Here is a 22,960-nt window from a genome sequence, read left to right on the forward strand (position 1 = left end):
CTGATGCAGACGAAACGCGAGAAGCGATCTGCATGGGTGCCTTTTCAGCGCGTTAGATTGATCGCGTGACCCCCCAGCACCTGCCCACCTTCATTCCCGCCGAGCTGTGCCAGGCGGTGGGCGTGTCGATCCAGACCGCGGGTACCGACCCTCTGGGCTGGGCGACCAAGTGCTTAGAGATGACGCGCACGGATGTCAACGAGGACGGCGTGGCCGCGCCCTCGGCAGATGTTCCCGGATTGAAGGACGTCGTCGCGCAGGCGCACGCCAAGAACATCGACCTGAAGGTCATCGCACTCCCTAACAACCCGGGGATCGACACCCCGCTGCGCGATATCGCCACCGAGATTGGCAAGGATCACCCCGACTCGACGGTTCTCGTAATCAGTCCGTCGTTCGCCGGCACCTACAGCGCCACCTACGACAGGGTGACGCTGGAAGCTGGGCAGGACGTCGCAAAGACCGGCAACCCGGTGGTTTCGGCCAACAACTTCGTGAACGAGCTCGGGCGTGAGCACTTCTCCTGGACTGCGCTGACCATTGTGCTGGTCCTGCTTGTTGCCGCGGTGTGCGCTGGAATTACGGTGGTTCGCGGCCGGTTCACGAATGACTCGGTTAAGTAACGATTTGCAAACCATTCGCGCAGGTCATTCCGTCGCGAAATAGCCGCGCGCACTATGGAACCCGGATGAACTGCCGGTATTCAATTCACGCCAATTAACCGTCAGATGACATCTCATCAATTGCCTGTCAGAGGCTATTTAATTACACATCTGTAATTTGTGACTGGAGTTTCATTAGTGGCAAAAGTGACGTACGGTGCAAGTGGCGCCAATGTTGTTAGTGCGTCTGATGTGACAACTGGGAGCGTGTCGGGGAAGGGCCGCTGATGACCGAGAAGGCTCGACGGACGCAACCGACAGGCAGAAACACGGAGGCGGCAGACCGGATGAAACGGACAGCCAATGACCGTTTCGCGGGGCGTAGTAAACGAACCGCGACGGCCGCTCTGGTGGTGCCCCCGCTGCTGGCCGCGGGCCTGATCATGATGCCCCCGACCGTGGCCGTCACCTCTGCCGAACCGAACGATCTCGCCTCATTGATCAGTCAACTGGCCGACACCAATCAGCAGATCGAACAGCTCACCGCCGATGTGCAGACCCAACAGGAGTCCATCAACAAGGGCTTGGTCGATCTGCAGACAGCGCGTGACAACGCGGCAGGCGCAGCTCAGGCGGTCGACGAGGGGCAGCGTGCCGTCGACGTCGCCAACGGAGCGATCACAGATGCCCAGGGCAAATTCGACCAGATGGCGGTGGCCACCTACATGGCGGGTCCGTCGGGTTCCTATCTGACCGCGACCAACGCCGACGACGTCGTGCGTCTGGCGTCGGTGACCAAGAGCCTGGAGTCGAGCTCGCAGACAGTGATGGACAACCTGCGCCGCGCACGCACCGAACAGGTCAACAAGGAGTCGCAGGCGCGGGCCATCCAGGAGAAGGCCGACCAGGCTGCTGCCGACGTGCAAAAGCAGCAGGACGACCTGGTGGCCTCGATGCACGATGTGCAGAAGAAGCTTGAATCCCAGCGCGGTGCCGCCTCCGAGCTGGCTACCAAGAAGAAGAGCGCCGAGGCGCAGCTCGCCGCGGCCCGTGGACCGGAGTTCGCGGGCTCGACCGCGAGTGTTCGCGTGGTCAATCCGAGTGCTGCGATTGCGGGTAACGGCAATGAATGGACGGAGGGTCCGGCGGCGGCGCCCGCGGCTGGCGGCGAATGGGACACGACGCTGCCGATGATCGCGAGCGCCAACGTTCCCACTGATCCGATGGCCACGATCAATACGGTGCTCAGCATCGGCGGTACCGCAGCCAACGGCGTCACCAATCTTGGGCAGTCCGCGGTCTGCGGTGTCATCGGCATGTTCTGCCCCAAGCCCGCACCGGCGGCGACAGGTTCGGGCACCGACATTCCGAAGGTTTACGGCCGGGAGAACGTGGAGCGGGTTATTGCCCGCGCCGGGAGCGCGATGGGTACGCCATATTCCTGGGGCGGTGGTTCCTACAACGGGCCGACCAAGGGAATCGATTCTGGCGCAGGAACTGTCGGATACGACTGCTCGGGGCTGATGATGTATGGATTCGCCGCCGTCGGCATTCGGTTGCCGCACTACACCGGCTACCAGTACAACACCGGTCGCAAGGTTCCCACGGCGCAGATGAAGCGCGGAGACATGATCTTCTACGGCCCCAACGCAAGTCAGCACGTTGCGCTGTACCTCGGCAACGGTCAGATGCTCGAAGCGCCGAATACTGGCGATGTGGTCAAGGTGTCACCGGTTCGCACCAGCGGTATGACACCCTTCGTAACCCGATTGATTGAGTGGTAGCACCGGTGAGCACAGCGAAAACGATCAGATCACTAAAAGCGCAGGGCCTCTTCCTATTGCGGGCAGCGATCGCTGCGTCCATCGCGGTCGCTCTGACGCTCTTCATGGGTGTCCCGCGTGCCACGGCCGATGAGAACCCGGTTGCCCCCAACGTTGGTGGGGCGTTTCTGAATGCCCTCGGCCTGAACCCCTCGGGTGGTGACTGGGACAACACACTGCCCTTCGCCGGGCCCAGCCAGGGCGCCGACCCCACGAAGATCATGAACGGCGTGATGGGCGTCGGCCAGTCCGCGCTCGGTGCGTTGGGCATCGGCGGGAACCGGTCCGCCGCGGCCGCCGGGCAGGGACGTCCGCTCGTGTACGGGCGCGCGGCAGTCGAGCGCGTCATCCAGCGTGGTGGCACCCAGATGGGTGTCCCGTACTCATGGGGTGGCGGCACCGTGCGTGGACCCAGCGGCGGCGTGGACTACGACGCTGGCAAGGTCGGATACGACTGCTCGGGGTTCACCATGTTCTCCTACGCGGCCGCGGGCGTGAAGCTGCCGAAGTACTCGGGTGATCAGTACAACGCGGGTATGAAGGTCCCGGTGTCGCAGGCAAAGCGCGGCGATCTCCTTTTCTACGGGCCCGGTGGTTCCCAGCACGTGGTGATCTATCTAGGCAACGGCCAGATGCTCGAGGCCAGCGGTAGCGCGGAGAAGGTGACGGTGTCTCCGGTGCGTACCGGCGGCATGACGCCGTATGCGGTGCGCATCATCGCCTGGTAATCGCCTCTGGCCCCAAAAGGGCGCGCCAGCGAACGGGTACGTGGACCAAATCCAGGGATGCTGGAATAGTGGACCGAAGGCGTCGCCCAGGCTTGGGCGCCGCTCGCAGGGACAACCCGGCCGTTAGGGCCACCAACAGCGCATGAATCGTCAGGCAGAGCCGGAGGGAAGTTGATGTCATCACCAGGGTCACCAGGGGGAGGTGCCGGGTACCCCGGCGGAAGCGCCGGCCCCGTGCCGCACGCCCCGCAGGGTGCGACATCTCCGGCCCTGGCCGCCGAGGTGCAGAACCTCGAGCGCGCCATCTTCGAGGTCAAGCGCATCATCGTGGGCCAGGACCGGCTCGTTGAACGAATCCTGGTCGGCCTGCTCGCCAAGGGGCACGTGCTGCTCGAAGGTGTGCCCGGTGTCGCCAAGACGCTCGCGGTGGAGACCTTCGCCAAGGTGGTGGGTGGCTCCTTCTCCCGTGTCCAGTTCACCCCCGACCTGGTTCCCACCGACATCATCGGTACGCGCATCTACCGTCAAGGCAAGGAAGAGTTCGATACCGAGCTCGGTCCCGTGGTGGCCAACTTCCTGCTGGCGGACGAGATCAACCGTGCGCCCGCCAAGGTGCAGTCGGCACTGCTGGAGGTCATGGCCGAGCGGCAGGTCTCGATCGGTGGACAGACCTATCCGATGCCCAAGCCGTTCTTGGTGATGGCGACTCAGAACCCCATCGAGAACGAGGGCGTGTATCCGCTGCCGGAAGCGCAGCGTGACCGTTTCCTCTTCAAGATCAACGTCGACTACCCGACCGTCGAGGAAGAGCGCGAAATCATCTACCGGATGGGTGTCACCCCGCCGGAGCCCAAGCAGATCCTGTCGGCCGAAGCATTGCTGCGCCTGCAGGACCTCGCGGCCAACAACTTCGTGCATCACGCCCTGGTCGACTACGTGGTTCGAGTCATCTCGGCGACCCGTAATCCGGCGCAGTTTGGCCTCGGCGATGTCGCGAACTGGATCTCCTACGGCGCCAGCCCCCGTGCCTCGCTCGGCATCATTGCCGCGTCCCGTGCGTTGGCGCTGGTTCGCGGTCGCGACTACGTGATCCCGCAGGACGTCATCGAGGTCATTCCGGACGTGCTCCGTCACCGCCTGGTGATGAGCTACGACGCCCTGGCCGACGAGGTTACCGCCGACACCGCGATTAACCGGATTCTGCAGACGGTTGGGCTGCCGCAGGTGAATGCTGTCCCGCAACAAGGACATTCGGTGCCGCCGGCGATGGTGGGGACGAACAACCCGGTCCCGGCCGGCCATAACGCCGCGCCCAGGTGAACACCCCCAGTTCTGGCGCCGGTCGGCCGGTAGACATTCCGTCCCTGCGTCGTGGCGAGATCCGTGATCCGCAGCTGTCGGCGGCGCTGCGGACACTGGAACTGAAGATTCGGCGCAAGCTCGACGGGGTACTGCACGGCAACCACCTCGGGCTCATTCCGGGCCCGGGATCGGAGCCGGGGGAGTCGAGGCTGTATCAGCCCGGTGACGACGTGCGCCGGATGGACTGGTCGGTGACCGCCCGTACCACCAGCCCGCACGTGCGCCAGATGATCGCCGATCGCGAGCTGGAGACGTGGTTGGTGGTCGACATGTCGGCAAGCCTGGATTTTGGCACCACCAACTGCGAGAAGCGCGATCTCGCGGTCGCGGCGGCAGCGGCCATCATCTTCCTCAACAGTGGCGGCGGAAATCGGCTCGGTGCATTGATTGCCAACGGGGACAGGATTGTTCGGTTGCCGGCACGATCCGGTCGCGCCCATGAGCAGGACATCCTGCGCAGCATCGCGACCATGCCGAAAGCGCCGCAGGGTGTGCGCGGCGACCTTTCATTGGCCATCGATGCGTTGCGGCGCCCGGAGCGTCGCCGCGGCATGGCGGTCGTGATCAGCGACTTCCTCGGCCCCATCAACTGGATGCGTCCGCTGCGTGCCATCGGCGCGCGGCACGAAGTGCTCGGTATCGAGGTGCTCGACCCGCGTGACATGGAGCTTCCCGATGTCGGCGAGGTTCTGCTGCAGGACGCCGAGTCCGGGGTCACCAAGGAGTATCGAATCGATGAGAACCTGCGCCGAGATTTTGAACAGGCGGCGGCCAGGCATCATGAAGAGGTGGCACGTACATTACGACGTTGCGGTGCACCGATATTGAGCCTTCGGACCGACCGTGACTGGATCAACGACATCGTGAGATTCGTCTCCCAGCAGCGCCGCGGTGCGGTGGCTGGGACGGGATCGGGGGCCCGATGAGTGATCTGCCGTTCTTTGGGCCGATGACTCTCACGGGCTTCACACACCCGTGGTTCTTCTTCGTGCTGGTGCTGGTCGCCGCGTTGGTCGGGCTCTACGTGTTTGCGCAGTATCTGCGCGAGAAGCGCGTGCTGCGGTTCGCGAACACCGAACTGCTGGACTCCGTCGCCCCCAAGCGTCCGCGTACCTGGCGCCACGCGGCCACCGCGCTGCTGGTTGTCGGGCTGGTCGTGCTGACCGTCGCGCTCGCGGGCCCCAGTCATGACGTGCGGATTCCGCGTAACCGTGCCGTGGTGATGCTCGTCATCGACGTCTCTCGCTCCATGGAGTCCACCGATGTGGCCCCGAACCGCCTCGGCGCTGCGAAGGAAGCCGGCAAGGAGTTCGCGCGCAATCTCACCCCGGGGATCAACCTGGGTCTCATTGCGTACGCGGGTACCGCAACAGTGCTGGTCTCGCCCACCACCAACCGGGACGCCACCGTCAACGCGCTCGACAATCTGCAACTGGCTGACCGCACCGCCACCGGCGAGGGCATCTTCACGGCGCTACAGGCCATTGCCACGGTGGGCGCGGTCATCGGCGGCGGCGATAAGGCGCCTCCAGCCCGCATCGTGCTGATGTCCGATGGTAAGGAGACGGTGCCGTCGAACCCCGATAACCCGAAGGGCGCCTACACCGCGGCACGGACCGCCAAGGACCAGCAGGTGCCGATTTCGACCATTGCCTTCGGCACCAAGGATGGGTACGTCGAGATCAATGGGCAGCGTCAGGCCGTTCCGTACGCCCCCGACATGATGGAGAAGGTGGCCAAGCTCTCGGGTGGCGAAACCTACACGGCGTCGTCACTTGGCGAGCTCAAACAGGTCTATGCCAACCTGCAGCAGCAGATCGGTTACGAAACGATTCGGGGTGACGCGAGCGTCGGCTGGCTGAGGCTGGGGGCATTGCTTGTCCTGGCGGCAGCCTTCGTCGGAGTGCTGGTCAACCGGCGCCTTCCGAACTAGGTCGGTATCAGCACGGCGGGTTCACTTCAGCCTGTCGTGTGGGCCAGTCGGTTAGGCCAAAGTCTAAGGAGACGATAAGTTGGCTCCCATGTCTGATGCTCCCGGCGCCAGCGCCGACTTCGTTCCTCGTTCCGTTCTCGTCACCGGTGGCAACCGGGGAATCGGTCTGGCCGTGGCGCAGCGCCTAGCCGCTGACGGGCACAAGGTGGCGGTGACACACCGCGGCTCGGGAGCCCCGGAGGGCCTGCTGGGCGTGCAGTGCGACATCACCGACAACGAGCAGATCGACGCGGCCTTCAAGGAGGTCGAAGAGAAGCAGGGTCCGGTCGAGGTGCTGGTCGCCAACGCCGGTATCACCGCCGACATGCTCATCATGCGGATGACCGAGGAGCAGTTCCTCAAGGTCATCGATGCCAACCTGATCGGCACCTTCCGGCTGGCCAAGCGCGCCTCGCGCAACATGATTAAGAAGCGCTTCGGGCGTCTCATCTTCATGGGCTCGGTCGCAGGCCAGATTGGCCTGCCGGGGCAGGCCAACTACTCGGCCTCCAAGGCCGGCCTGGTCGGTATGGCCCGCGCACTCACCCGTGAGCTGGGATCGCGCTCGATCACCGCCAATGTGGTGGCACCCGGTTTCATCGACACCGACATGACCCGTGAACTCGGCGAGAAGCATGTGGCGACTGCGTTGCAGGCCATCCCGATGGGGCGCATCGGCGAGCCCACCGAGGTCGCGGGCGTGGTCAGCTGGCTGGCGTCCCCCGACGCCGCGTACGTCTCGGGTGCTGTTATCCCGGTCGACGGCGGCCTCGGCATGGGCCACTAAGACCGATCTAATTCTGCAGGGCGAGAACACAACTAAGGAGAATCGTGGCGGGACTACTTGAGGGCAAGCGGATCCTGGTGACGGGCATCATCACCGATTCGTCGATCGCGTTCCACATTGCAAAGGTCGCGCAGGAGCAGGGCGCGCAGCTGGTGCTCACTGGGTTCGACCGAATGCGGCTCATCGAGCGCATAGCCCAGCGCCTTCCGGAGCCGGCGCCGCTGCTGGAGCTGGATGTGCAGAACGAGGAGCATCTGGCCTCTCTCGCAGGCCGTGTCTCCGAGGTGATCGGGGAGGGCAACAAGCTTGACGGTGCGGTCCACTCGATCGGCTTCATGCCGCAGACCGGGATGGGGATGAACCCGTTCTTCGAGGCCCCCTTCGCGGACGTTTCGAAGGGCTTCCACATCTCGGCGTTCTCGTATGCCTCGCTGGCCAAGGCCGTGCTGCCGGTCATGAACCGGGGCGGCAGCATTGTGGGTATGGACTTCGATCCCACCAGGGCGATGCCGTTCTACAACTGGATGACCGTCGCCAAGAGTGCGCTGGAATCGGTAAACCGGTTCGTCGCGCGCGAGGCTGGGGAGGCCGGTGTTCGTTCGAACCTCGTTGCCGCAGGACCCATCCGGACGTTGGCGATGAGCGCGATCGTCGGCGGTGCGCTCGGCGACGAGGCCGGCCAGAAGATGACTGTGTTGGAGGACGGCTGGGATCAGCGCGCCCCGATCGGCTGGGATATGAAGGATCCGACGCCGGTTGCCAAGACGGTGTGCGCCCTGTTGTCGGATTGGCTGCCCGCCACCACCGGTGACATCATCTTCGCCGACGGTGGCGCGCACACTCAGCTGGTCTAAGTGGAGTTTGATGCCGTTCTCCTGCTGTCGTTCGGTGGACCCGAAGGGCCGCAGGAGGTCCGGCCGTTCCTTGAGAACGTAACGCGTGGTCGCGGGGTGCCGCCCGAGCGCCTCGACGAGGTTGCGGAACATTATTTCCATTTCGGCGGTGTGTCGCCGATCAATGGCATTAACCGCGCACTGATTGCGCAGATCGAGCGGCAGCTGGAGCTGGCCGGGCGCCGGCTGCCCGTGTTCTTTGGCAATCGCAACTGGTATCCGATGGTGGAAGACACCGTTACCGATATGCGCGACAAGGGGATTCGACGCGCGGCGGTGTTCACCACCTCGGCCTGGGGTGGGTACTCGGGATGCACACAGTATGTGGAGGACATTGCCCGTGCCCGTGCCGCGGTCGGCGACGGAGCGCCCGAGCTGGTGAAGCTCCGCCAGTACTTCGACCACCCGGCGCTGGTCAGGATGTACGCAGATGCCGTAACGGCGGCGGCTGCGGGTTTAGGGAGTGCGCCGCGGCTGGTGTTCACCGCACATTCCATCCCTGTCGCGGCCGATCGACGACACGGTCCGGAGCTGTATAGCCGCCAGGTGCACTACCTCGCGCGACTGGTGGCCGCCGCAGCCGGTTACCGGGAGTTCGACGTGGTGTGGCAGTCGCGTTCCGGCCCGCCGCAGGTGCCGTGGCTCGAACCGGACATCGTGGATTACTTGGCTCATCTTGCGACTCAGCGGGATCGGGGAGTGCGATCTGTAGTCGTAGCCCCTATCGGTTTCGTCTCGGACCATCTGGAGGTGGTGTGGGACTTGGACAACGAGGCCCGCGAGTACGCTGACGAACATGGCATCGAGTTCGCGCGGGCGGCGACGCCGGGTGCCGACGAGCGATTCGCGCGGATCGCGGTCGACTTGATCGGTGAGGTCGCAGATGGGGGCGCGCAGCTACGCGCGGCCGGTGAAAATCCCGTTCCTGGATACGGATTCAGTGTGAACGGTGCTCCCTGCTCGCCGCTGTGCTGCGGCCGGTCAGGCGACTAGCCGGCGGATTCGATGATGGCGGCAGCAGCGGCCATCCGTGCCTCGCGCACCAGAATCACGAGGGGACGCAGCACGTCGGCAACGGCGCCGTCGTCGAGAGCACCGGGAGCCTCCATGATCTCGGCTGCCGCCGTGGCGATGGCCTCCACCTGGTTGGCCGAGTCGAGGACCCGGACTGCACGATCCGGCGCGTAGTCCGGTAGGCGATGCCCGCGTAGCGTGGACAGCACGTCCTCGACCAGGGCACGGGGGTCCACGTCGATTGCGCCCACCGCGCGGTCCAGTCGATCGAGGGTCGCGGTGGCGGTCCGGACTGCCTGGCGTAGTTGGTATTCGGCTTCTCCGAGGTCTGGCCCGGGGCGTGCGGCGATCCTTGAGGGCAGCGAATACACGGTCCAGGACAGGCCGACGGCCTCGTCGCGGTCTTCGTCGTACTCGACGGCGGGAACCAATCCTATTGCCGTGGAATTATTTTCACGATCGCAGAGCACAATCGCCTCACTGGACTCCATCGCATCGCGCTGGAACTGAGTGCCGGCGGGCAGGCCGCGGGGGTCACCGGGAGCGGGCAGGATCACGTGAATATCGGGCGAACCATGTGGCTGCCCGGTCGCGGTACGGATCGTCTGCAGTAGGCCGATGGGGCCGTTGTCGTCCATGTCTGGCCAGGAGAGTCCCGTATGGCCGGCCGCCACCGCATCGTACGCCGTGACCAAATGGCGTGGGGCCCAGGCGATGAGGGCGTCAATGACGTCGTCGGGCGCAGCGCGGCCGGCCAGCCATGCGCTTGCCCACACCGCCAGGGACACACTCGGATTCGCCATGATGTTCGCAGTGTAAGGCGCCGCATCCGCCCCCACCAATTGCCCACGCGGGCTAATGTGGGTGCATGCCGATTGTGTGGCTTGTCGCAGGCATCCTGCTCGCGGCCGCCGAATTGATGACAGGTGACATGTTCCTGTTGATGCTGGGCGGTTCGGCCCTGGTCACGGCCGGTATCGGGTGGGCGTTCGACATGCCGCTGTGGGCCGAGGGGCTGGTTTTCGTGATCAGCTCGGTCATTCTGCTGGTCGGTGTGCGACCTGCCTTGCGTAAGCGCCTGACCGCGGGCCCCATTCTCCACACCAACGCCAAGGCATTGGAGGGGAAGAGCGCCATTGTGATTGAACCCGTCGACGACATCCATGGGTTGGTTCGGTTGGGTGGTGAGATGTGGTCTGCGCGGAGCCTGGAGAAGTCCGGGCGGTTCGAGCAGGGTGAGACGGTGACGGTCGTCCAAATTGACGGCGCCACCGCGGTTGTCGAGAAGATCTAGCGCAAGAACCAAGAACTCAGTGAGGGGAGTACGGATATGGGCGTAGCTGCCGGATTGTTCGTGTTGATCGTTCTGATCATCCTGGGCGTCACCATCGTGCTGAAGTCCGTGGCACTCGTCCCGCAGGCGGAGGCCGCGGTGATCGAGCGCCTGGGACGGTACTCGAAGACCGTCAGTGGTCAGTTGACCATCTTGGTGCCGTTCGTGGACCGCATTCGTGCCAAGGTTGACCTGCGTGAACGGGTGGTGTCCTTCCCTCCGCAACCGGTGATCACCGAGGACAACCTGACGGTGAATATTGATACCGTCGTCTACTTCCAGGTCACGAACCCGCAGGCCGCGGTGTACGAGATCAGTAATTACATCGTGGGTGTCGAGCAGCTCACCACCACCACGCTGCGCAATGTGGTCGGTGGCATGACCCTGGAGCAGACGCTGACCTCACGCGATCAGATCAACGGTCAACTTCGCGGGGTTCTAGACGAGGCCACGGGGCGTTGGGGCCTGCGGGTGGCCCGGGTTGAGCTGCGCTCCATTGATCCGCCGCCCTCGGTGCAGGAATCGATGGAAAAGCAGATGAAGGCCGACCGGGAGAAGCGCGCCATGATCCTGACCGCCGAAGGTGTCCGGCAGGCTTCCATCACGCAGGCCGAGGGGCAGAAGCAGTCCCAGATCTTGGCCGCCGAGGGTGCCAAGCGGGCGGCGATCCTGTCAGCCGAGGCGGACCGACAGTCCCGCATTCTGCGCGCCGAGGGCGAACGCGCCGCACAGTATCTGCAGGCTCAGGGCCAGGCAAAGGCCATTGAAAAGGTTTTTGCCGCAGTGAAATCCGGAAAGCCCACCCCAGAGTTGTTGGCGTACCAGTATTTACAGACACTGCCGAAAATGGCGCAGGGAGAAGCCAACAAGGTGTGGCTGATCCCCAGCGACTTCGGTTCAGCGCTGCAGGGATTCACGAAGCTGTTGGGTGCGCCCGGCCAGGATGGCGTGTTCCGCTACGAACCGTCTCCGTCCGATGAGTCGTCAGAGCGTCCCGAGGACGACTCCGATGAGGTCGCTGGTTGGTTTGAGACCAAGACCAGCCCGGAAGTCGCTGCAGCAGTTGCCAAGGAGGTCGGCGGGCAGATCGATCCGGCGAGCCGGCCACAGCTGCCTGAGGCCTGACGAGGCTTGGCCCGCTTGACAAGGCGATTCGTCGGGCCCATCATGGGTACCGGTTCAGCACCTTGCTAGGTGAGGCTCCTGCGCGAACACAGGCCACTGATCTGACGACGTCGAGAGACGCCCAAGGTTAGGACAGGTCTTCCCGGACTAAGGGATGACCCAAAGTGGCTTCCGGATACGGACACGTCGCGCAGTGCCGAAGCCCTGACGAGAGAGGTGTCCGCCGGGCGGTATCGCTGCCTGGTGATTCTCTCAGTGCGCGCTGCTCCACAGCTGGCGCCCGCGTGCGCCCCGACGGCAAGGAGGTGAGGCACAACCGTGATATCCGGCGATAGTCCGCATAGACAATCGATGCCGCATGCCTTGCCGATCGCGCGAGGCTGAATCCTCGCTTGAGTCAACACTTTTGACGTTTGCGCTTTGGCATGCGGCTCCCTCCATAAGGAGTCAGAATCATGAACACTACATTTCACGCCGTACGGCGGATGTGGGCGCGGCACCGGCTTACGCCGCAAGAGCGGGCCAACCTGCAGCTGTCCTACTCGCCGCTAGCCGTCGTCTCGGCATCTCTTGGGGCGCACCCCCCGCGGTAGCCCGCGGGCGCACCCCCACATGTCCGCGCACAGTTGATTCACAGTGCGCGGACATTCGGAATTCATTCGAGGCCAATACGCTTCGTCCGCTCGTGGCGGCGGGCGAAGCGTATTGGCGCAAACGTTGAGGAGTTGTCATGAGCACTTCGAATAGTGCGCGGGTAATTCAATTTTCGGACCTGTTGAAGGCTCCTGTTGTTGCGCGTTCGGGCGACACCATCGGCCGGCTAGAAGACGTCATCGTTCGGCTGCGGGGGGCGGATGAGTATCCGGTCGTCACCGGGTACGTCGTCGATATGGGCGGACGCACGGTCTTCGTATCTGCTGAAGTCGTCTCCACCGTGGCATCGGATCGAATTGAGTTGAGCAAGAACAAAGTCGATCTTCGTGGCTTTGAACGCCGAGATGGGGAGTACCTGCTCGAAGAGGACGTGCTTGACCATCGGTTCATCGATGTGGACAACGCCGAGTTGGTACATGCGTACGACATCGAGCTCATGGAATCCGCCGAGGGATGGATTCTTGCCCGTCTTGATACGCGCCGTCCCGCAAGGTTTTTCGGATTGATTAGGGCCGGCGCGGGCCATGCGGGCCGCGATTGGAAAGCCTTCGAGCCGATGATCGGCCACGGCGGGTCACTCTTGGCCCGCCGCGTCGGAGGGCGAGTGAACACCCTCAAGCCCGCCGAGATCGCCGACCTGCTCGAAGAAGCCACCAAGGAAGAGGGCGGGGAGATCCTCGACCGAGTCCGTGCCAACCCCGAGTTGGAAGCGGATGTGTTCGAGGAACTCGACTCGGACAAGGCAAGCAAGCTCTTCGAAGATATGTCCGATGCCGATGTCGCGGCCCTCCTTGGCCGCATGCGTGCCGACGACGCGGCGGATGCCATCTTTGACCTGAGGCAGTCCCGCCGCCGCGCGGTCCTGGACCTGATGCCGGCCCCGCAGCGCACCAAGGTGGTCACCTTGATGGGCTTTAGCCCCGAATCGGCCGGTGGTCTGATGAATGTCGACATCGTCTCGTGCCCGCTCGGCAGCACCGCCGGCGATGCGCTCGGCGCCATCGCTGGAGCCAAATCCCTACAGCCTGAGGCACTGTTGAAGATCCACGTGCTCGCTGCCGCCGGCGAACTAGTCGGCGTGGTGTCGGTGATCCGGTTGCTCCAAGCCGAGTCCGATACCGCCGTGGATTCGATCATGGACGACGACCCGGTGCGTGTCGCCCCGGAAGCCGACCTGACCGACGTCGCGCTCTTGATGGCCGACTACAACCTGGCCCTTATTCCGGTCGTCGACGACGGGGACAAGGTACTGGGCGTGGTGACCTATGACGACGTGCTCGCCGCGCTCATCCCCGAGGATTGGCGCCGTCGGGAACCCGCCCCGCGTCCGGTCCGTCAGTACTCATCGGCTCCAGACGGGGCAACGCCATGAGCGAACCCAAAGTGGCAGTGGTCCAACAGAAGAGCGCGGTCCTAGATTCGGCACACTTGGGTGATATCGAGGGTGCCTTTGGCAAGATCAGCGTGAGCGATCCAGGCCAGGCTCGTACCTTCAAGACCCGGATGATGACCATGGCCGCCATCCTGGGTCCGGGCATCATCGTGATGGTGGGCGACAACGATGCGGGCGGCGTCGCCACCTACGCACAGGCAGGTCAGAGCTATGGGTACAGCCTTTTGTGGGTCTTGCTGCTACTCATTCCGGTTCTTGTCGTCAACCAGGAGATGGTGGTCCGTCTTGGCGCAGTCACCGGCGTCGGGCATGCGCGGCTTATCAACGAGCGGTTCGGCCGGGGTTGGGGCTGGTTCTCGGTCGGCGACCTGTTCATCCTGAACTTCCTGACACTTGTCACTGAATTCATCGGTGTCGCACTGGCTTCCGAGTACCTGGGAGTGCCGAAGTACTACACGGTGCCCGTTGCCGCGCTCGCGCTCGTCCTGATCATGGCGACCGGAAGCTTCCGGCGCTGGGAGCGTGCCATGTTCGTGTTTATCGCCATCACCCTGCTGCAGATTCCGATGTTCTTGATGTCGGATCCGCAGTGGGGGAGGGCCGCACACGATTTCGTGGTCCCAGGTATCCATGGCGGAATCAGTTCGGGTGCAGTGCTGCTCATCATCGCCATGGTGGGAACCACCGTGGCGCCGTGGCAGCTGTTCTTCCAGCAGTCCAACATCGTCGACAAGCGCATCACTCCGCGGTTTATCGGATATGAACGTGCCGATACCGTCATCGGTTCGCTGGTGGTGGTGGTGGGTGCCGCTGCGCTGGTAATGACTGCCGACTATGCGGCTCGTGCGACCGGCAATTCGGGGCCGGACAAGTGGGGCGATGATGGCGATGCCGGCTTGATCGCCAATTGGCTGGGACAGCTTCAGCCGGTACTCGGGAAGATTTTCGCGATTGTGCTGCTGGATGCTTCGATCGTCGGTGCCGCGGCGGTCACCCTGGCCACGAGTTACGCGTTCGGGGATACCTTCGGACTCAAGCACTCATTGCACCGCAACTTCAAGGACGCCAAGCCGTTCTATCTGTCGTACACCGTGATGGTGGCGGTGGGTGCGGCGATCGTGTTGATCCCGAACGCGCCCCTGGGGCTGATGACTACCGCGGTACAGGCCCTCGCGGGTCTGCTGTTGCCCAGTGCGAGTGTGTTCCTGCTGCTGCTCTGCAATGACAAAGCAGTGCTGGGACCGTGGGTCAATAAACCGTGGCTCAATATCGTGGCCGGGTTGATCGTTGGGGTGCTGCTGCTGCTGTCCGGCATCCTGATGGCCACCACGCTCTTCCCTGACTTGGACGTCGTGCAGGTATCGGGGTATCTGGCCGCAGGTGTCTCAGTGCTCGCGGCGTTGATCGGGATAGCTCTGTGGTGGCTGTCCGGGCGGCGACGGACGGATCCGGCGGTCGTTGCGATGAACAAGTCGTTGGCACACGTCGATCCGCGGACCTGGCGGATGCCGCCGCTGGCCCTGCTCGAACCAGTCACGTGGAGTCCGGGTACCAAATTAGGCATGCTTGCACTCCGTGGATACCTGGTTGTCGGCGCCATTCTGTTGGTGGTGAAGGCAATTCAACTCGCACACGGTAGTTGAAGGACGCGTACGACAACGCGTAATGAAATCGTTGAGATGTCGCGGTCGCGCTGGATTCTTTCGGCGCGACCGCGTCTCATGGTGGGATGAGTTTTCGCGCATTGCGTCGCTTCTGGGACCGCCGTCAACTGACCCCGCAGGAGCGCGCCAACATGCAGCTGACCTACTCGCCGCTGGCCGTGGTGTCGGCATCTCTCGGCGCGCACGCGCCCCACTAGCGAGAATCGGCCGACTCATCGACTACGTGGCGTAGTAGTGGTTCACTGGAGTGATGAGCAACGACGCTTTCGTATCGCCCCGATTTCTAGCCCTGCTGGCCTCAATGCAGGCCGTTGACGCCGCCATTTGTGTCCAGCCGGTTCCTTATGTGGCCAAGTGTCTCGATGATGTGAGTTATCCGCAGGAGCCCCGCTGGATCTTTCCGGTCATCAAGGGCGCTTCCGCGCTAGGGCTGCTCGGCGGAATCCGGTTCCCGCCGCTGGCCAAGCTGACGCTGGTCATGCTCACCATCTACTTCTCCCTCGCGGTCGGCGCACACCTACGGGTGCGCGACATTGGCTTGAACGCCGCCGCGGCGTCGGCGCTGCTAGCCACCTACGGTGCGCTGGCAGCCAAGGGTTTGACGGCGAAGTCGTCATGACGGAGCGGCTTTTGGCGAAACCGAAGGTACTGGTCGCACTCGCGGCGATACAGGCTGCCGATGCCGCGGCGTGCGTGTCCCCGCTCAAACCCATCAAAGAATCGCTGGAGAAAGTGGGTCTGCCACAAAGGATTTGGTGGATCTTGCCGGTCGTGAAGTCGGCCTCGGCGGTGGGGCTCGTTGGGGGCATCCGTTCGGCGGCGCTGGGCAGGATGACGGCGTTCATGCTGGCCGTGTACTTCACGCTGGCGGTCGGAGCGCACGTGCGGGTGCGGGACTCCGTGCTCCACGCGCTGCCGGCAGCGAGTTTGTTGGTATGGTTCGCGGTCCTCGCAGGTAAGGGATTTGACGAGAAGGATTCCGTGCGGGCCTAGCCGCCGACTCGTTCGGGCTCCTCGGAGGCTTCCGGGCTGACAATCTCAGTGTGCGTGCGCTTGTAGCGCCGGATCTCGTAGAGGATGCCCAGCACCCCGACCACCGAGGTGACCAACGAGACCGCGAAGAGCGTGCCGCTGATGTGTCCGGTGAGTGCATCGCCGAGCACGACGACTGCAAGGGTGCCCGGCAGTAGTCCGACGAAGGTCGCCAGTGTGTATGGCAACGCCCGCACCGCGGAGGCCCCCGCCGCGTAGTTGAGGACCGAGAACGGCACGGCCGGAATGAGCCGCATCGACATCACCGCGAGCCAGCCGCGGCGGCGCAATTGGTCGTCGACGCTCTTCACTGCCGGACGGTGATGCAGCGCGCTGAGCTTCCAGCCGAGCGCGCGGACACCCCACAGCGCCACGACCGCGCTCGCAGTACTCGCCACGACGGCCAACAGAACACCGAGCTGCGTTCCGAACAGCAGCCCGGCGGCAAGAGTGAAGGCTGTGCGGGGGAAGGGCAGCACCGTCACGATCGTGTGTGCGCCCAGGAAGATCAGCGGAAACCAGGGGCCGAGGTCGCGGGCCCAGTCGCGCATCTGAAGAGCGGTCGGCAGCGGGAGGAACAGCACGACCGCAACCACGATAAGAAGGGCTGCGGCGGTCCACAGCAGCTGGCGACGTGGCAGCCGCCGCAGCAGTGCGACCCCCGCCCCCCAGACCTGCCGCAATCCCATGGTGATCAAGCCTACGGAGCCCTAATGAACTGTGGGCGCCGGGACACGGGTGTTCCGGGTGTTGCGCCCCCGTACTGGGTAGTAGCGACGGCGTCATTTAGCCTGATGAGTAAGTGTGATAGGCATTTCGGCATGGAGTGCCATATATGTGGCTCGGCGACGAGCAGCAGGGAGACAGTTCGGTGACTGATGAGCCGCTTGCGCGAAGAGGATCCAGCACTGTTGAGGTACCCGAGATTCAGCGTGACTTCGCGCGGTGGCAGAAGGATGTCGCCGGGGTGTTGGCCAAGACCACGCGTAAGGCAGTCGAGGAGCTGCCCGCCGACCCCGAGCGTCTGCTCGACTCACCCACATACGACGGAATCGCGATCCGTCCGCTGTACACGGCACTGGATGAGCGTCCCGAGCCCTCGCTGCCCGGACAGTGGCCGTTTGTCCGTGGTGGCGATCCCCGCCGCGATGTGACCAGCGGATGGAAGGTCGCCGAGCATTTCGGTGGCACCGACGCGGCCCTCGTGAACGAGGCCATTCTCGACGCACTGGGGCAGGGGACCAGCGCCATCGTCCTGGCAGGTCTCCGGCCAGAGGCGATCGGCCGCGCGCTGCAAGGGGTGTATCTCGATCTGGCTCCCATCCAGGTGGAATCCGGCGCCGAACTGCCCGGCGTGGCCGAGGCACTCTTTGCGGTGCTGGATGCCTACGACGGTAATGCCGACGGAGTCATTGTCGATCTCGGCGCCGACCCGCTCGGTGATTCGTTCTCCGGACGCTCGGGTGTATCGGTCGAGGAAGCGGTTGCACTGGCCCGACACGCGAGCGCGCGGACCGGGCAGGTACGTGCCATCACCGTCGACGGGACGGTCACACACGAGCTGGGTGCCAGCGATGGCCAGGAGCTCGCGGTGACGGTGGCCGCCGGGGTTGCCTACCTGCGGCTGCTGCAGAACGCGGGCCTAGGCATCGCAGAAGCATTGCGACAGATCAGCTTCCGATTCGCCGCCACCGACGACCAGTTCCTGTCGATCGCCAAATTCCGTGCCGCGAGGGTGCTTTGGGCCAGAGTGGCCGAGGTGGCGGGTGCGCCGGAGGACGGCGGCGCCGCCATGCACGCGGTGACCTCCGAACCGATGATGGCCCAACGTGACCCGTGGGTGAACATGCTGCGCACCACCCTGGCTGCCTTTGGTGCCGGGGTCGGTGGGGCGGACAGCGTTCGGGTGCGACCATTCGATGACGCCATCGCCGGTGGACTGGATTCGGTCTCGCCGGCGTTCTCCGCACGGATCGCCAGGAACACCCAGCTGCTGCTCATCGAGGAGTCCCATGTGGGACGGGTGCTCGACCCCGGCGGCGGCTCCTGGTACATCGAGGATCTCACGGAAACCCTTGCGCAGCAGGCGTGGTCGCTGTTCACCGAGATCGAGGGTGCGGGCGGATTCGAGTCGGCCGCCGCTCTGATCCAGGAACGCATCGCCGCGACCCGTACGCAGCGCACCGATGACATCGCGCACCGGCGCACCTCGGTGACGGGTGTGAACGAGTTCCCGAACCTGGCCGAAGCGCCGTTGCCGCCGAACCCGGCCGTCGGGTACCGCTACTCTGCCGGCTTCGAGAACCTGCGCGATCGTTCCGACGCATTCCTGGCGTCCTCGGGCGCTCGTCCCGTCGCGCTGCTGATTCCGGTTGGCCCGCTGGCCGAGCACAACGTGCGGACTACCTTCGCATCGAACCTCTTGGCTTCCGGTGGAATTGAGAGCATCAACCCCGGCACTCTCGATGCCGGTGCGGTGGCGGGTGCGGTGAACGAGGCCGGAGCGCGCCTCGTCGTGATCTGCGGGACCGATGCCCGGTACGCCGCTGAAGCGGGTGCCGTCGTCGATGCGGCGAGGGCAGTCGGCGTCACCGACGTCTATCTCGCGGGGCCGGAAAAGGCCGTCGCGGAGGTCGCCGAGGCTTCGCGCCCGGATGGCTACCTGACCATGAAAATCAATGCTGTCGAAGTGCTTTCGGCCATGCTGACCAAGTTGGGGGCGTGACATGACTGATCTATCGGTATCCGAGGGCATTCTTGGCAGTTTTGCTGACGTTCCGTTACACGGTGAGGGCGCGTCCTCGGCCTCGGATGCCGTGGACGCGGACGCCGTGACTCAAGCCATCGCCCAGGCGGCTGGCGCGCACGGATACACGCCGGAGCAACTCGACTGGGAGACGCCCGAGGCGATCACCGTCAAGCCGATCTACACGGCGGCCGATCGAGAAGCCGTGTGCGCGGACGGGTATCCGTTGGATAGCTTCCCCGGGCGGGTGCCGTTCCTGCGCGGCCCGTACCCGACGATGTACGTCAACCAGCCGTGGACCATCCGCCAGTACGCGGGCTTCTCCACCGCCGCCGAATCAAACGCGTTCTACCGTCGCAACCTTGCCTCGGGCCAGAAGGGGCTGTCGGTCGCCTTCGATCTGGCGACCCACCGTGGATACGACTCGGATCATCCGCGCGTGCAGGGCGACGTTGGAATGGCCGGTGTGGCCATCGATTCCATCCTCGATATGCGTCAGCTGTTTGACGGCATCGACCTGGGATCGGTATCGGTGTCGATGACCATGAACGGTGCGGTGCTCCCGATCCTGGCGCTCTACGTGGTGGCCGCCGAGGAACAGGGCGTCAGCCCCCAGCAGCTGGCAGGGACCATCCAGAACGACATTCTCAAAGAGTTCATGGTCCGCAACACCTACATCTATCCGCCGAAGCCGTCGATGCGAATCATCTCGGACATCTTCTCGTTCACCAGCGCCAAGATGCCGAAGTTCAACTCCATCTCGATCTCGGGGTATCACATCCAAGAGGCTGGTGCCACAGCCGATCTGGAGCTGGCATACACCCTCGCGGACGGTGTCGAATACATCAAGGCCGGTCTGGGCGGCGGCCTGGACATCGACGTGTTCGCTCCGCGTCTGTCGTTCTTCTGGGCGATCGGCATGAATTTCTTCATGGAGGTTGCCAAGCTGCGCGCCGGGCGGTTGCTGTGGAGCGAGCTGGTGGCGCAGTTTGATCCGAAGAGCGCCAAATCCCAATCCTTGCGCACGCATTCGCAGACCTCGGGCTGGTCGCTCACCGCACAGGACGTGTTCAACAACGTGGCGCGCACCTGTATCGAGGCGATGGCCGCGACCCAGGGACACACCCAGTCGCTGCATACCAATGCTCTCGATGAGGCGTTGGCCCTTCCGACCGACTTCTCGGCGCGCATCGCCCGCAACACGCAGCTGCTCATCCAGCAGGAGTCGGGCACCTGTCGCCCGATCGATCCGTGGGGCGGTTCGTACTACGTGGAATGGCTGACTCATCAACTTGCTTCGCGTGCGCGCGAACATATTCGGGAAGTCACCGAGGCCGGCGGTATGGCGCAGGCCATCGACCAGGGCATCCCGAAGCTGCGGATCGAAGAGGCCGCCGCGCGTACCCAGGCGCGTATCGACTCCGGCCGCCAGCCCGTGATCGGCGTCAACAAGTACCAGGTCCCCGAGGATCAGCAGATCGAGGTTCTCAAGGTCGAGAACTCGCGCGTGCGCGCCGAGCAGCTTGCCAAGCTGCAACAGCTGCGCGCTGAGCGCGACAACGACGCAGTGCGGGCCGCTTTGGCCGAGTTGACCCGTGCAGCAGCCGATTCCAGCCGCGCTGGGGAAGACGGATTGGGCAACAACCTCATGGCGTTGGCAATCAACGCCGCCCGCCACAAAGCCACTGTCGGGGAGATCTCCGATGCGCTAGAGACCGTCTACGGGCGGCATCATGCCGAAATCCGTACCATCAGCGGGGTGTATCGGGACGAGGTGGGGCGGAATGGCCCGGTCGGCGCCGTCGTTCAAGCGACCGAGCTGGTGCAGAAGTTCGCCGAAGCCGATGGCCGCCGGCCCCGCGTGCTGGTCGCAAAGATGGGGCAGGACGGGCACGACCGCGGACAAAAGGTGATCGCGACGGCCTTCGCCGATATCGGTTTCGACGTAGACGTGGGCCCGTTGTTCCAGACCCCCGAGGAAGTCGCCCGCCAGGCGGCCGATAACGACGTGCACGTGGTCGGGGTGTCCTCGTTGGCTGCCGGTCACCTGACGTTGGTGCCCGCGCTGCGCGAGGCGTTGGCCGCGGTGGGGCGTCCCGACATCATGATCGTCGTCGGCGGAGTTATCCCTCCCGGTGATTTCGACGAGCTGTACGCAGCGGGTGCCGCGGCTATCTTCCCGCCGGGCACGGTCATTTCAGAGGCTGCAATTGGCTTGTTGCACAAGCTGGCTGAACGACTCGGCTACAAGCTCGCGTAAATGGATCAGAGGAACGCAATACGTTCGGGCGATCGTTCGGTGCTCGCGAGAGCCATCACGCTGGTGGAGTCGACGCGTCCCGATCACCGTGCTCAAGCGCAGCAATTGCTGCTGGAAATCTCGCCCGATGCGGGAGATGCGCTGCGGGTGGGTATTACGGGCGTGCCAGGGGTGGGGAAGTCGACCACCATCGAGGCCCTCGGTATGTACCTCATCGAACAGGGGCACCGGGTGGCGGTGCTTGCGGTTGACCCGTCGTCCACCCGCACCGGCGGCTCGATTCTGGGCGACAAGACCCGGATGGGTCGTCTCTCAGTGCATCCCGATGCCTATATTCGACCATCGCCCACCTCCGGCACGCTCGGCGGCGTAGCCAGGGCGACCCGTGAGACGGTGGTGCTGCTGGAGGCTGCCGGGTTCGACGTCATCCTCATCGAGACCGTCGGCGTGGGGCAGTCCGAGGTCACCGTCGCCAACATGGTTGACACATTTGTGTTCCTGACATTGGCGCGCACCGGAGATCAGTTGCAGGGCATCAAAAAGGGTGTACTGGAACTCGCCGATATCGTGGTGGTGAACAAGGCCGATGGTCAGCACGCCATCGAGGCTCAGAAAGCCGCGCGCGAGCTGTCGGGGGCCTTGCGTCTGATCTATCCGCACGACACCATCTGGCGCCCACCGGTTCTCACGATGAGTGCGCTGGAGAACAACGGGGTACACGAGATGTGGGACACCGTGCTGCGGCATCGCGAGGTGCTCACCGAGGCGGGTGAATTCGAGGCGAAGCGTCGCCGCCAACAGGTGGACTGGATGTGGGCGATGGTGCGCGATGCGGTCTTGGACCGTGTGCTGAATGCGCCCGACGTGAAGGCGGTGCGGGCGGATATTGAGCAGCAGGTGCGCGAGGGCGCCTTGACACCCGCGCTGGCCGCCGAGCGGTTGCTCAACGCCGCCGGCTGAATGCTCTCGGTGAGCGTCGCGTTGCGCACACAGACACGCCGGTATTGGCGCACATAACGTGTCGCTGATGGGTCGCTTGTTATCCACAACTGCGGCTTTGCTCTTGGCGGCAGGGCCTCGGCATGTAAGCCTGGCGGCATGCACGATGGGGTGGCGGCATTGCTCGCAAAACAGTCGGGGGTTGTTACCTACCAACAACTGCTGACTGTCATCTCCAGGCGGGTGTTGGCGCAGTTGGTGGAATGCGGTGCGCTGCAGCGTCTCTGGCATGGCGTATACACCGATGGGATTCCCGAAACTCAGCTTCGGCTACGAGGGTTAGATCTGTTGGTGGGTAGACCGGTCGTGCCGTGCCTGGCGACTGCCGCGACGCTATATGGTTTCGATACCGAGCGATCGGAGGATATTCACGTCCTGCAACCTGAGCTTTCTCGGCTGCGTGACCAAAGCGGCTTGTGCATACATCGACGGGACGACGCACCGACTACATTGTTGGCCGGCCGACGAGTGACAGCGCCCGCTTGGACGGCGATCGAGGTGGCCAGAGGGCTTTCTCGACCGCGGGCGTTGGCCACCTTGGATGCCTCTATGCGCAGTCGACATTGTCGCAGG

22 protein-coding genes and 1 riboswitch are annotated in these 22,960 nt (G+C 64.1%); of the genes, 20 read left to right on the plus strand and 2 right to left on the minus strand.

Annotated features, from left to right (window positions below):
- The first annotated feature begins 65 nt into the window (after positions 1–65).
- The 9 genes from FZI91_RS13830 (at position 66) to FZI91_RS13870 (ending at position 9,160) form a co-directional block, all read left to right on the plus strand.
- The gene (locus FZI91_RS13830; protein WP_162526149.1) at positions 66–623 is read left to right on the plus strand and encodes a DUF6676 family protein; all 558 of its coding nucleotides are present in this window, start codon (positions 66–68) and stop codon (positions 621–623) included.
- 326 nt (positions 624–949) lie between these two features.
- On the plus strand, positions 950–2,386 hold the full coding sequence (locus tag FZI91_RS13835; protein ID WP_155939601.1) for an NlpC/P60 family protein: 1,437 nt from the start codon (positions 950–952) through the stop codon (positions 2,384–2,386).
- A 104-nt stretch (positions 2,387–2,490) separates the two neighbouring features.
- Positions 2,491–3,153, plus strand: coding sequence for an NlpC/P60 family protein (locus tag FZI91_RS13840; RefSeq protein WP_239001785.1), 663 nt, complete (start codon positions 2,491–2,493; stop codon positions 3,151–3,153).
- 174 nt (positions 3,154–3,327) lie between these two features.
- Positions 3,328–4,473 carry a MoxR family ATPase gene (locus tag FZI91_RS13845; RefSeq protein ID WP_155939602.1) on the plus strand — a complete coding sequence of 382 codons (1,146 nt, stop codon included), beginning with the start codon at positions 3,328–3,330 and terminating at the stop codon, positions 4,471–4,473.
- A complete protein-coding gene (locus tag FZI91_RS13850) occupies positions 4,470–5,441 on the plus strand; it encodes a DUF58 domain-containing protein (protein ID WP_162526147.1) in 972 nt (323 codons plus the stop codon). Before FZI91_RS13845 ends, FZI91_RS13850 begins: the two co-directional genes overlap by 4 nt.
- On the plus strand, positions 5,438–6,448 hold the full coding sequence (locus tag FZI91_RS13855; RefSeq protein WP_155939603.1) for a VWA domain-containing protein: 1,011 nt from the start codon (positions 5,438–5,440) through the stop codon (positions 6,446–6,448). The genes FZI91_RS13850 and FZI91_RS13855 overlap by 4 nt, the downstream gene beginning before the upstream one ends.
- Before the next feature lie 88 nt (positions 6,449–6,536).
- Positions 6,537–7,274 carry a 3-oxoacyl-ACP reductase FabG1 gene (gene fabG1 / locus FZI91_RS13860; RefSeq protein WP_155939604.1) on the plus strand — a complete coding sequence of 246 codons (738 nt, stop codon included), beginning with the start codon at positions 6,537–6,539 and terminating at the stop codon, positions 7,272–7,274.
- Positions 7,275–7,318: 44 nt separating this feature from the next.
- Complete coding sequence (gene inhA, locus FZI91_RS13865; protein ID WP_162526146.1) at positions 7,319–8,128, plus strand: NADH-dependent enoyl-ACP reductase InhA; 810 nt, start codon at positions 7,319–7,321, stop codon at positions 8,126–8,128.
- Positions 8,129–9,160 carry a ferrochelatase gene (locus FZI91_RS13870; protein ID WP_162526145.1) on the plus strand — a complete coding sequence of 344 codons (1,032 nt, stop codon included), beginning with the start codon at positions 8,129–8,131 and terminating at the stop codon, positions 9,158–9,160.
- Here the strand turns inward: FZI91_RS13870 and FZI91_RS13875 are convergent.
- On the minus strand, positions 9,157–9,984 hold the full coding sequence (locus FZI91_RS13875) for a hypothetical protein (RefSeq protein ID WP_155939605.1): 828 nt from the start codon (positions 9,982–9,984) through the stop codon (positions 9,157–9,159). The two genes, FZI91_RS13870 and FZI91_RS13875, sit on opposite strands and share 4 nt — an antisense overlap.
- 65 nt (positions 9,985–10,049) lie before the next feature.
- Here FZI91_RS13875 and FZI91_RS13880 point away from each other — a divergent pair, with 65 nt between their 5' ends.
- From FZI91_RS13880 to FZI91_RS13905, 8 genes are all read left to right on the plus strand, one after another.
- Positions 10,050–10,475, plus strand: coding sequence for an NfeD family protein (locus FZI91_RS13880; protein WP_155939606.1), 426 nt, complete (start codon positions 10,050–10,052; stop codon positions 10,473–10,475).
- A 36-nt stretch (positions 10,476–10,511) separates the two neighbouring features.
- Positions 10,512–11,639, plus strand: a complete 1,128-nt coding sequence (locus tag FZI91_RS13885; RefSeq protein ID WP_155939607.1) for an SPFH domain-containing protein — start codon at positions 10,512–10,514, stop codon at positions 11,637–11,639.
- 54 nt (positions 11,640–11,693) lie between these two features.
- Positions 11,694–11,862: riboswitch (M-box (ykoK) riboswitch) on the plus strand.
- A gap of 232 nt (positions 11,863–12,094) precedes the next feature.
- Positions 12,095–12,232: a hypothetical protein gene (locus FZI91_RS23700; RefSeq protein WP_166548254.1), complete on the plus strand. Its 138-nt coding sequence runs from the start codon at positions 12,095–12,097 to the stop codon at positions 12,230–12,232.
- A gap of 137 nt (positions 12,233–12,369) precedes the next feature.
- Entirely contained in the window at positions 12,370–13,665 is a 1,296-nt protein-coding gene (locus FZI91_RS13890) for a magnesium transporter MgtE N-terminal domain-containing protein (protein ID WP_155939608.1), read from the plus strand.
- Positions 13,662–15,329 carry an Nramp family divalent metal transporter gene (locus FZI91_RS13895; protein WP_155939609.1) on the plus strand — a complete coding sequence of 556 codons (1,668 nt, stop codon included), beginning with the start codon at positions 13,662–13,664 and terminating at the stop codon, positions 15,327–15,329. Before FZI91_RS13890 ends, FZI91_RS13895 begins: the two co-directional genes overlap by 4 nt.
- Positions 15,330–15,415: 86 nt before the next feature.
- Complete coding sequence (locus FZI91_RS24100) at positions 15,416–15,547, plus strand: hypothetical protein (RefSeq protein ID WP_255455888.1); 132 nt, start codon at positions 15,416–15,418, stop codon at positions 15,545–15,547.
- Positions 15,548–15,600: 53 nt separating this feature from the next.
- Positions 15,601–15,969, plus strand: a complete 369-nt coding sequence (locus FZI91_RS13900) for a DoxX family protein (protein ID WP_155939610.1) — start codon at positions 15,601–15,603, stop codon at positions 15,967–15,969.
- Positions 15,966–16,343 (plus strand): DoxX family protein, encoded by a 378-nt coding sequence (locus FZI91_RS13905; protein WP_155939611.1) that lies wholly within the window; start codon positions 15,966–15,968, stop codon positions 16,341–16,343. Before FZI91_RS13900 ends, FZI91_RS13905 begins: the two co-directional genes overlap by 4 nt.
- On the opposite strand, the gene FZI91_RS13910 is transcribed toward FZI91_RS13905, so the two are convergent.
- Entirely contained in the window at positions 16,340–17,071 is a 732-nt protein-coding gene (locus FZI91_RS13910) for a TVP38/TMEM64 family protein (RefSeq protein WP_155939612.1), read from the minus strand. The genes FZI91_RS13905 and FZI91_RS13910 overlap by 4 nt on opposite strands.
- A 182-nt stretch (positions 17,072–17,253) precedes the next feature.
- On the opposite strand from FZI91_RS13910, the gene mutA reads away from it, so the two are divergent.
- Genes mutA through meaB form a run of 3 tightly spaced genes read left to right on the plus strand, consistent with a single transcriptional unit; the run spans position 17,254 to position 22,348 of the window.
- Entirely contained in the window at positions 17,254–19,107 is a 1,854-nt protein-coding gene (mutA, locus tag FZI91_RS13915) for a methylmalonyl-CoA mutase small subunit (protein ID WP_309224169.1), read from the plus strand.
- A 1-nt stretch (position 19,108) separates the two neighbouring features.
- Positions 19,109–21,388: a methylmalonyl-CoA mutase gene (gene scpA, locus FZI91_RS13920; protein ID WP_155939613.1), complete on the plus strand. Its 2,280-nt coding sequence runs from the start codon at positions 19,109–19,111 to the stop codon at positions 21,386–21,388.
- Complete coding sequence (meaB, locus tag FZI91_RS13925; RefSeq protein WP_155939614.1) at positions 21,389–22,348, plus strand: methylmalonyl Co-A mutase-associated GTPase MeaB; 960 nt, start codon at positions 21,389–21,391, stop codon at positions 22,346–22,348.
- Positions 22,349–22,960 lie beyond the last annotated feature (612 nt).

This window comes from Mycobacteroides sp. CBMA 271, assembly GCF_009729205.1.
Classification (GTDB): domain Bacteria; phylum Actinomycetota; class Actinomycetes; order Mycobacteriales; family Mycobacteriaceae; genus Mycobacterium.

Bases quoted from the DNA above. Each gene is read 5' to 3' on its own strand.
- FZI91_RS13905 (WP_155939611.1), top strand. From the start codon at position 15,966: ATGACGGAGCGGCTTTTGGCGAAACCGAAGGTACTGGTCGCACTCGCG.
- FZI91_RS13890 (WP_155939608.1), top strand. From the start codon at position 12,370: ATGAGCACTTCGAATAGTGCGCGGGTAATTCAATTTTCGGACCTGTTG.
- FZI91_RS24100 (WP_255455888.1), top strand. From the start codon at position 15,416: ATGAGTTTTCGCGCATTGCGTCGCTTCTGGGACCGCCGTCAACTGACC.
- FZI91_RS13855 (WP_155939603.1), top strand. From the start codon at position 5,438: ATGAGTGATCTGCCGTTCTTTGGGCCGATGACTCTCACGGGCTTCACA.
- FZI91_RS13840 (WP_239001785.1), top strand. From the start codon at position 2,491: ATGGGTGTCCCGCGTGCCACGGCCGATGAGAACCCGGTTGCCCCCAAC.
- FZI91_RS13845 (WP_155939602.1), top strand. From the start codon at position 3,328: ATGTCATCACCAGGGTCACCAGGGGGAGGTGCCGGGTACCCCGGCGGA.
- FZI91_RS13900 (WP_155939610.1), top strand. From the start codon at position 15,601: ATGAGCAACGACGCTTTCGTATCGCCCCGATTTCTAGCCCTGCTGGCC.
- FZI91_RS13880 (WP_155939606.1), top strand. From the start codon at position 10,050: ATGCCGATTGTGTGGCTTGTCGCAGGCATCCTGCTCGCGGCCGCCGAA.
- meaB (WP_155939614.1), top strand. From the start codon at position 21,389: ATGGATCAGAGGAACGCAATACGTTCGGGCGATCGTTCGGTGCTCGCG.
- scpA (WP_155939613.1), top strand. From the start codon at position 19,109: ATGACTGATCTATCGGTATCCGAGGGCATTCTTGGCAGTTTTGCTGAC.
- FZI91_RS13910 (WP_155939612.1), bottom strand. From the start codon at position 17,071: ATGGGATTGCGGCAGGTCTGGGGGGCGGGGGTCGCACTGCTGCGGCGG.
- FZI91_RS13875 (WP_155939605.1), bottom strand. From the start codon at position 9,984: ATGGCGAATCCGAGTGTGTCCCTGGCGGTGTGGGCAAGCGCATGGCTG.
- fabG1 (WP_155939604.1), top strand. From the start codon at position 6,537: ATGTCTGATGCTCCCGGCGCCAGCGCCGACTTCGTTCCTCGTTCCGTT.
- FZI91_RS13885 (WP_155939607.1), top strand. From the start codon at position 10,512: ATGGGCGTAGCTGCCGGATTGTTCGTGTTGATCGTTCTGATCATCCTG.
- FZI91_RS13835 (WP_155939601.1), top strand. From the start codon at position 950: ATGAAACGGACAGCCAATGACCGTTTCGCGGGGCGTAGTAAACGAACC.
- FZI91_RS13895 (WP_155939609.1), top strand. From the start codon at position 13,662: ATGAGCGAACCCAAAGTGGCAGTGGTCCAACAGAAGAGCGCGGTCCTA.
- FZI91_RS23700 (WP_166548254.1), top strand. From the start codon at position 12,095: ATGAACACTACATTTCACGCCGTACGGCGGATGTGGGCGCGGCACCGG.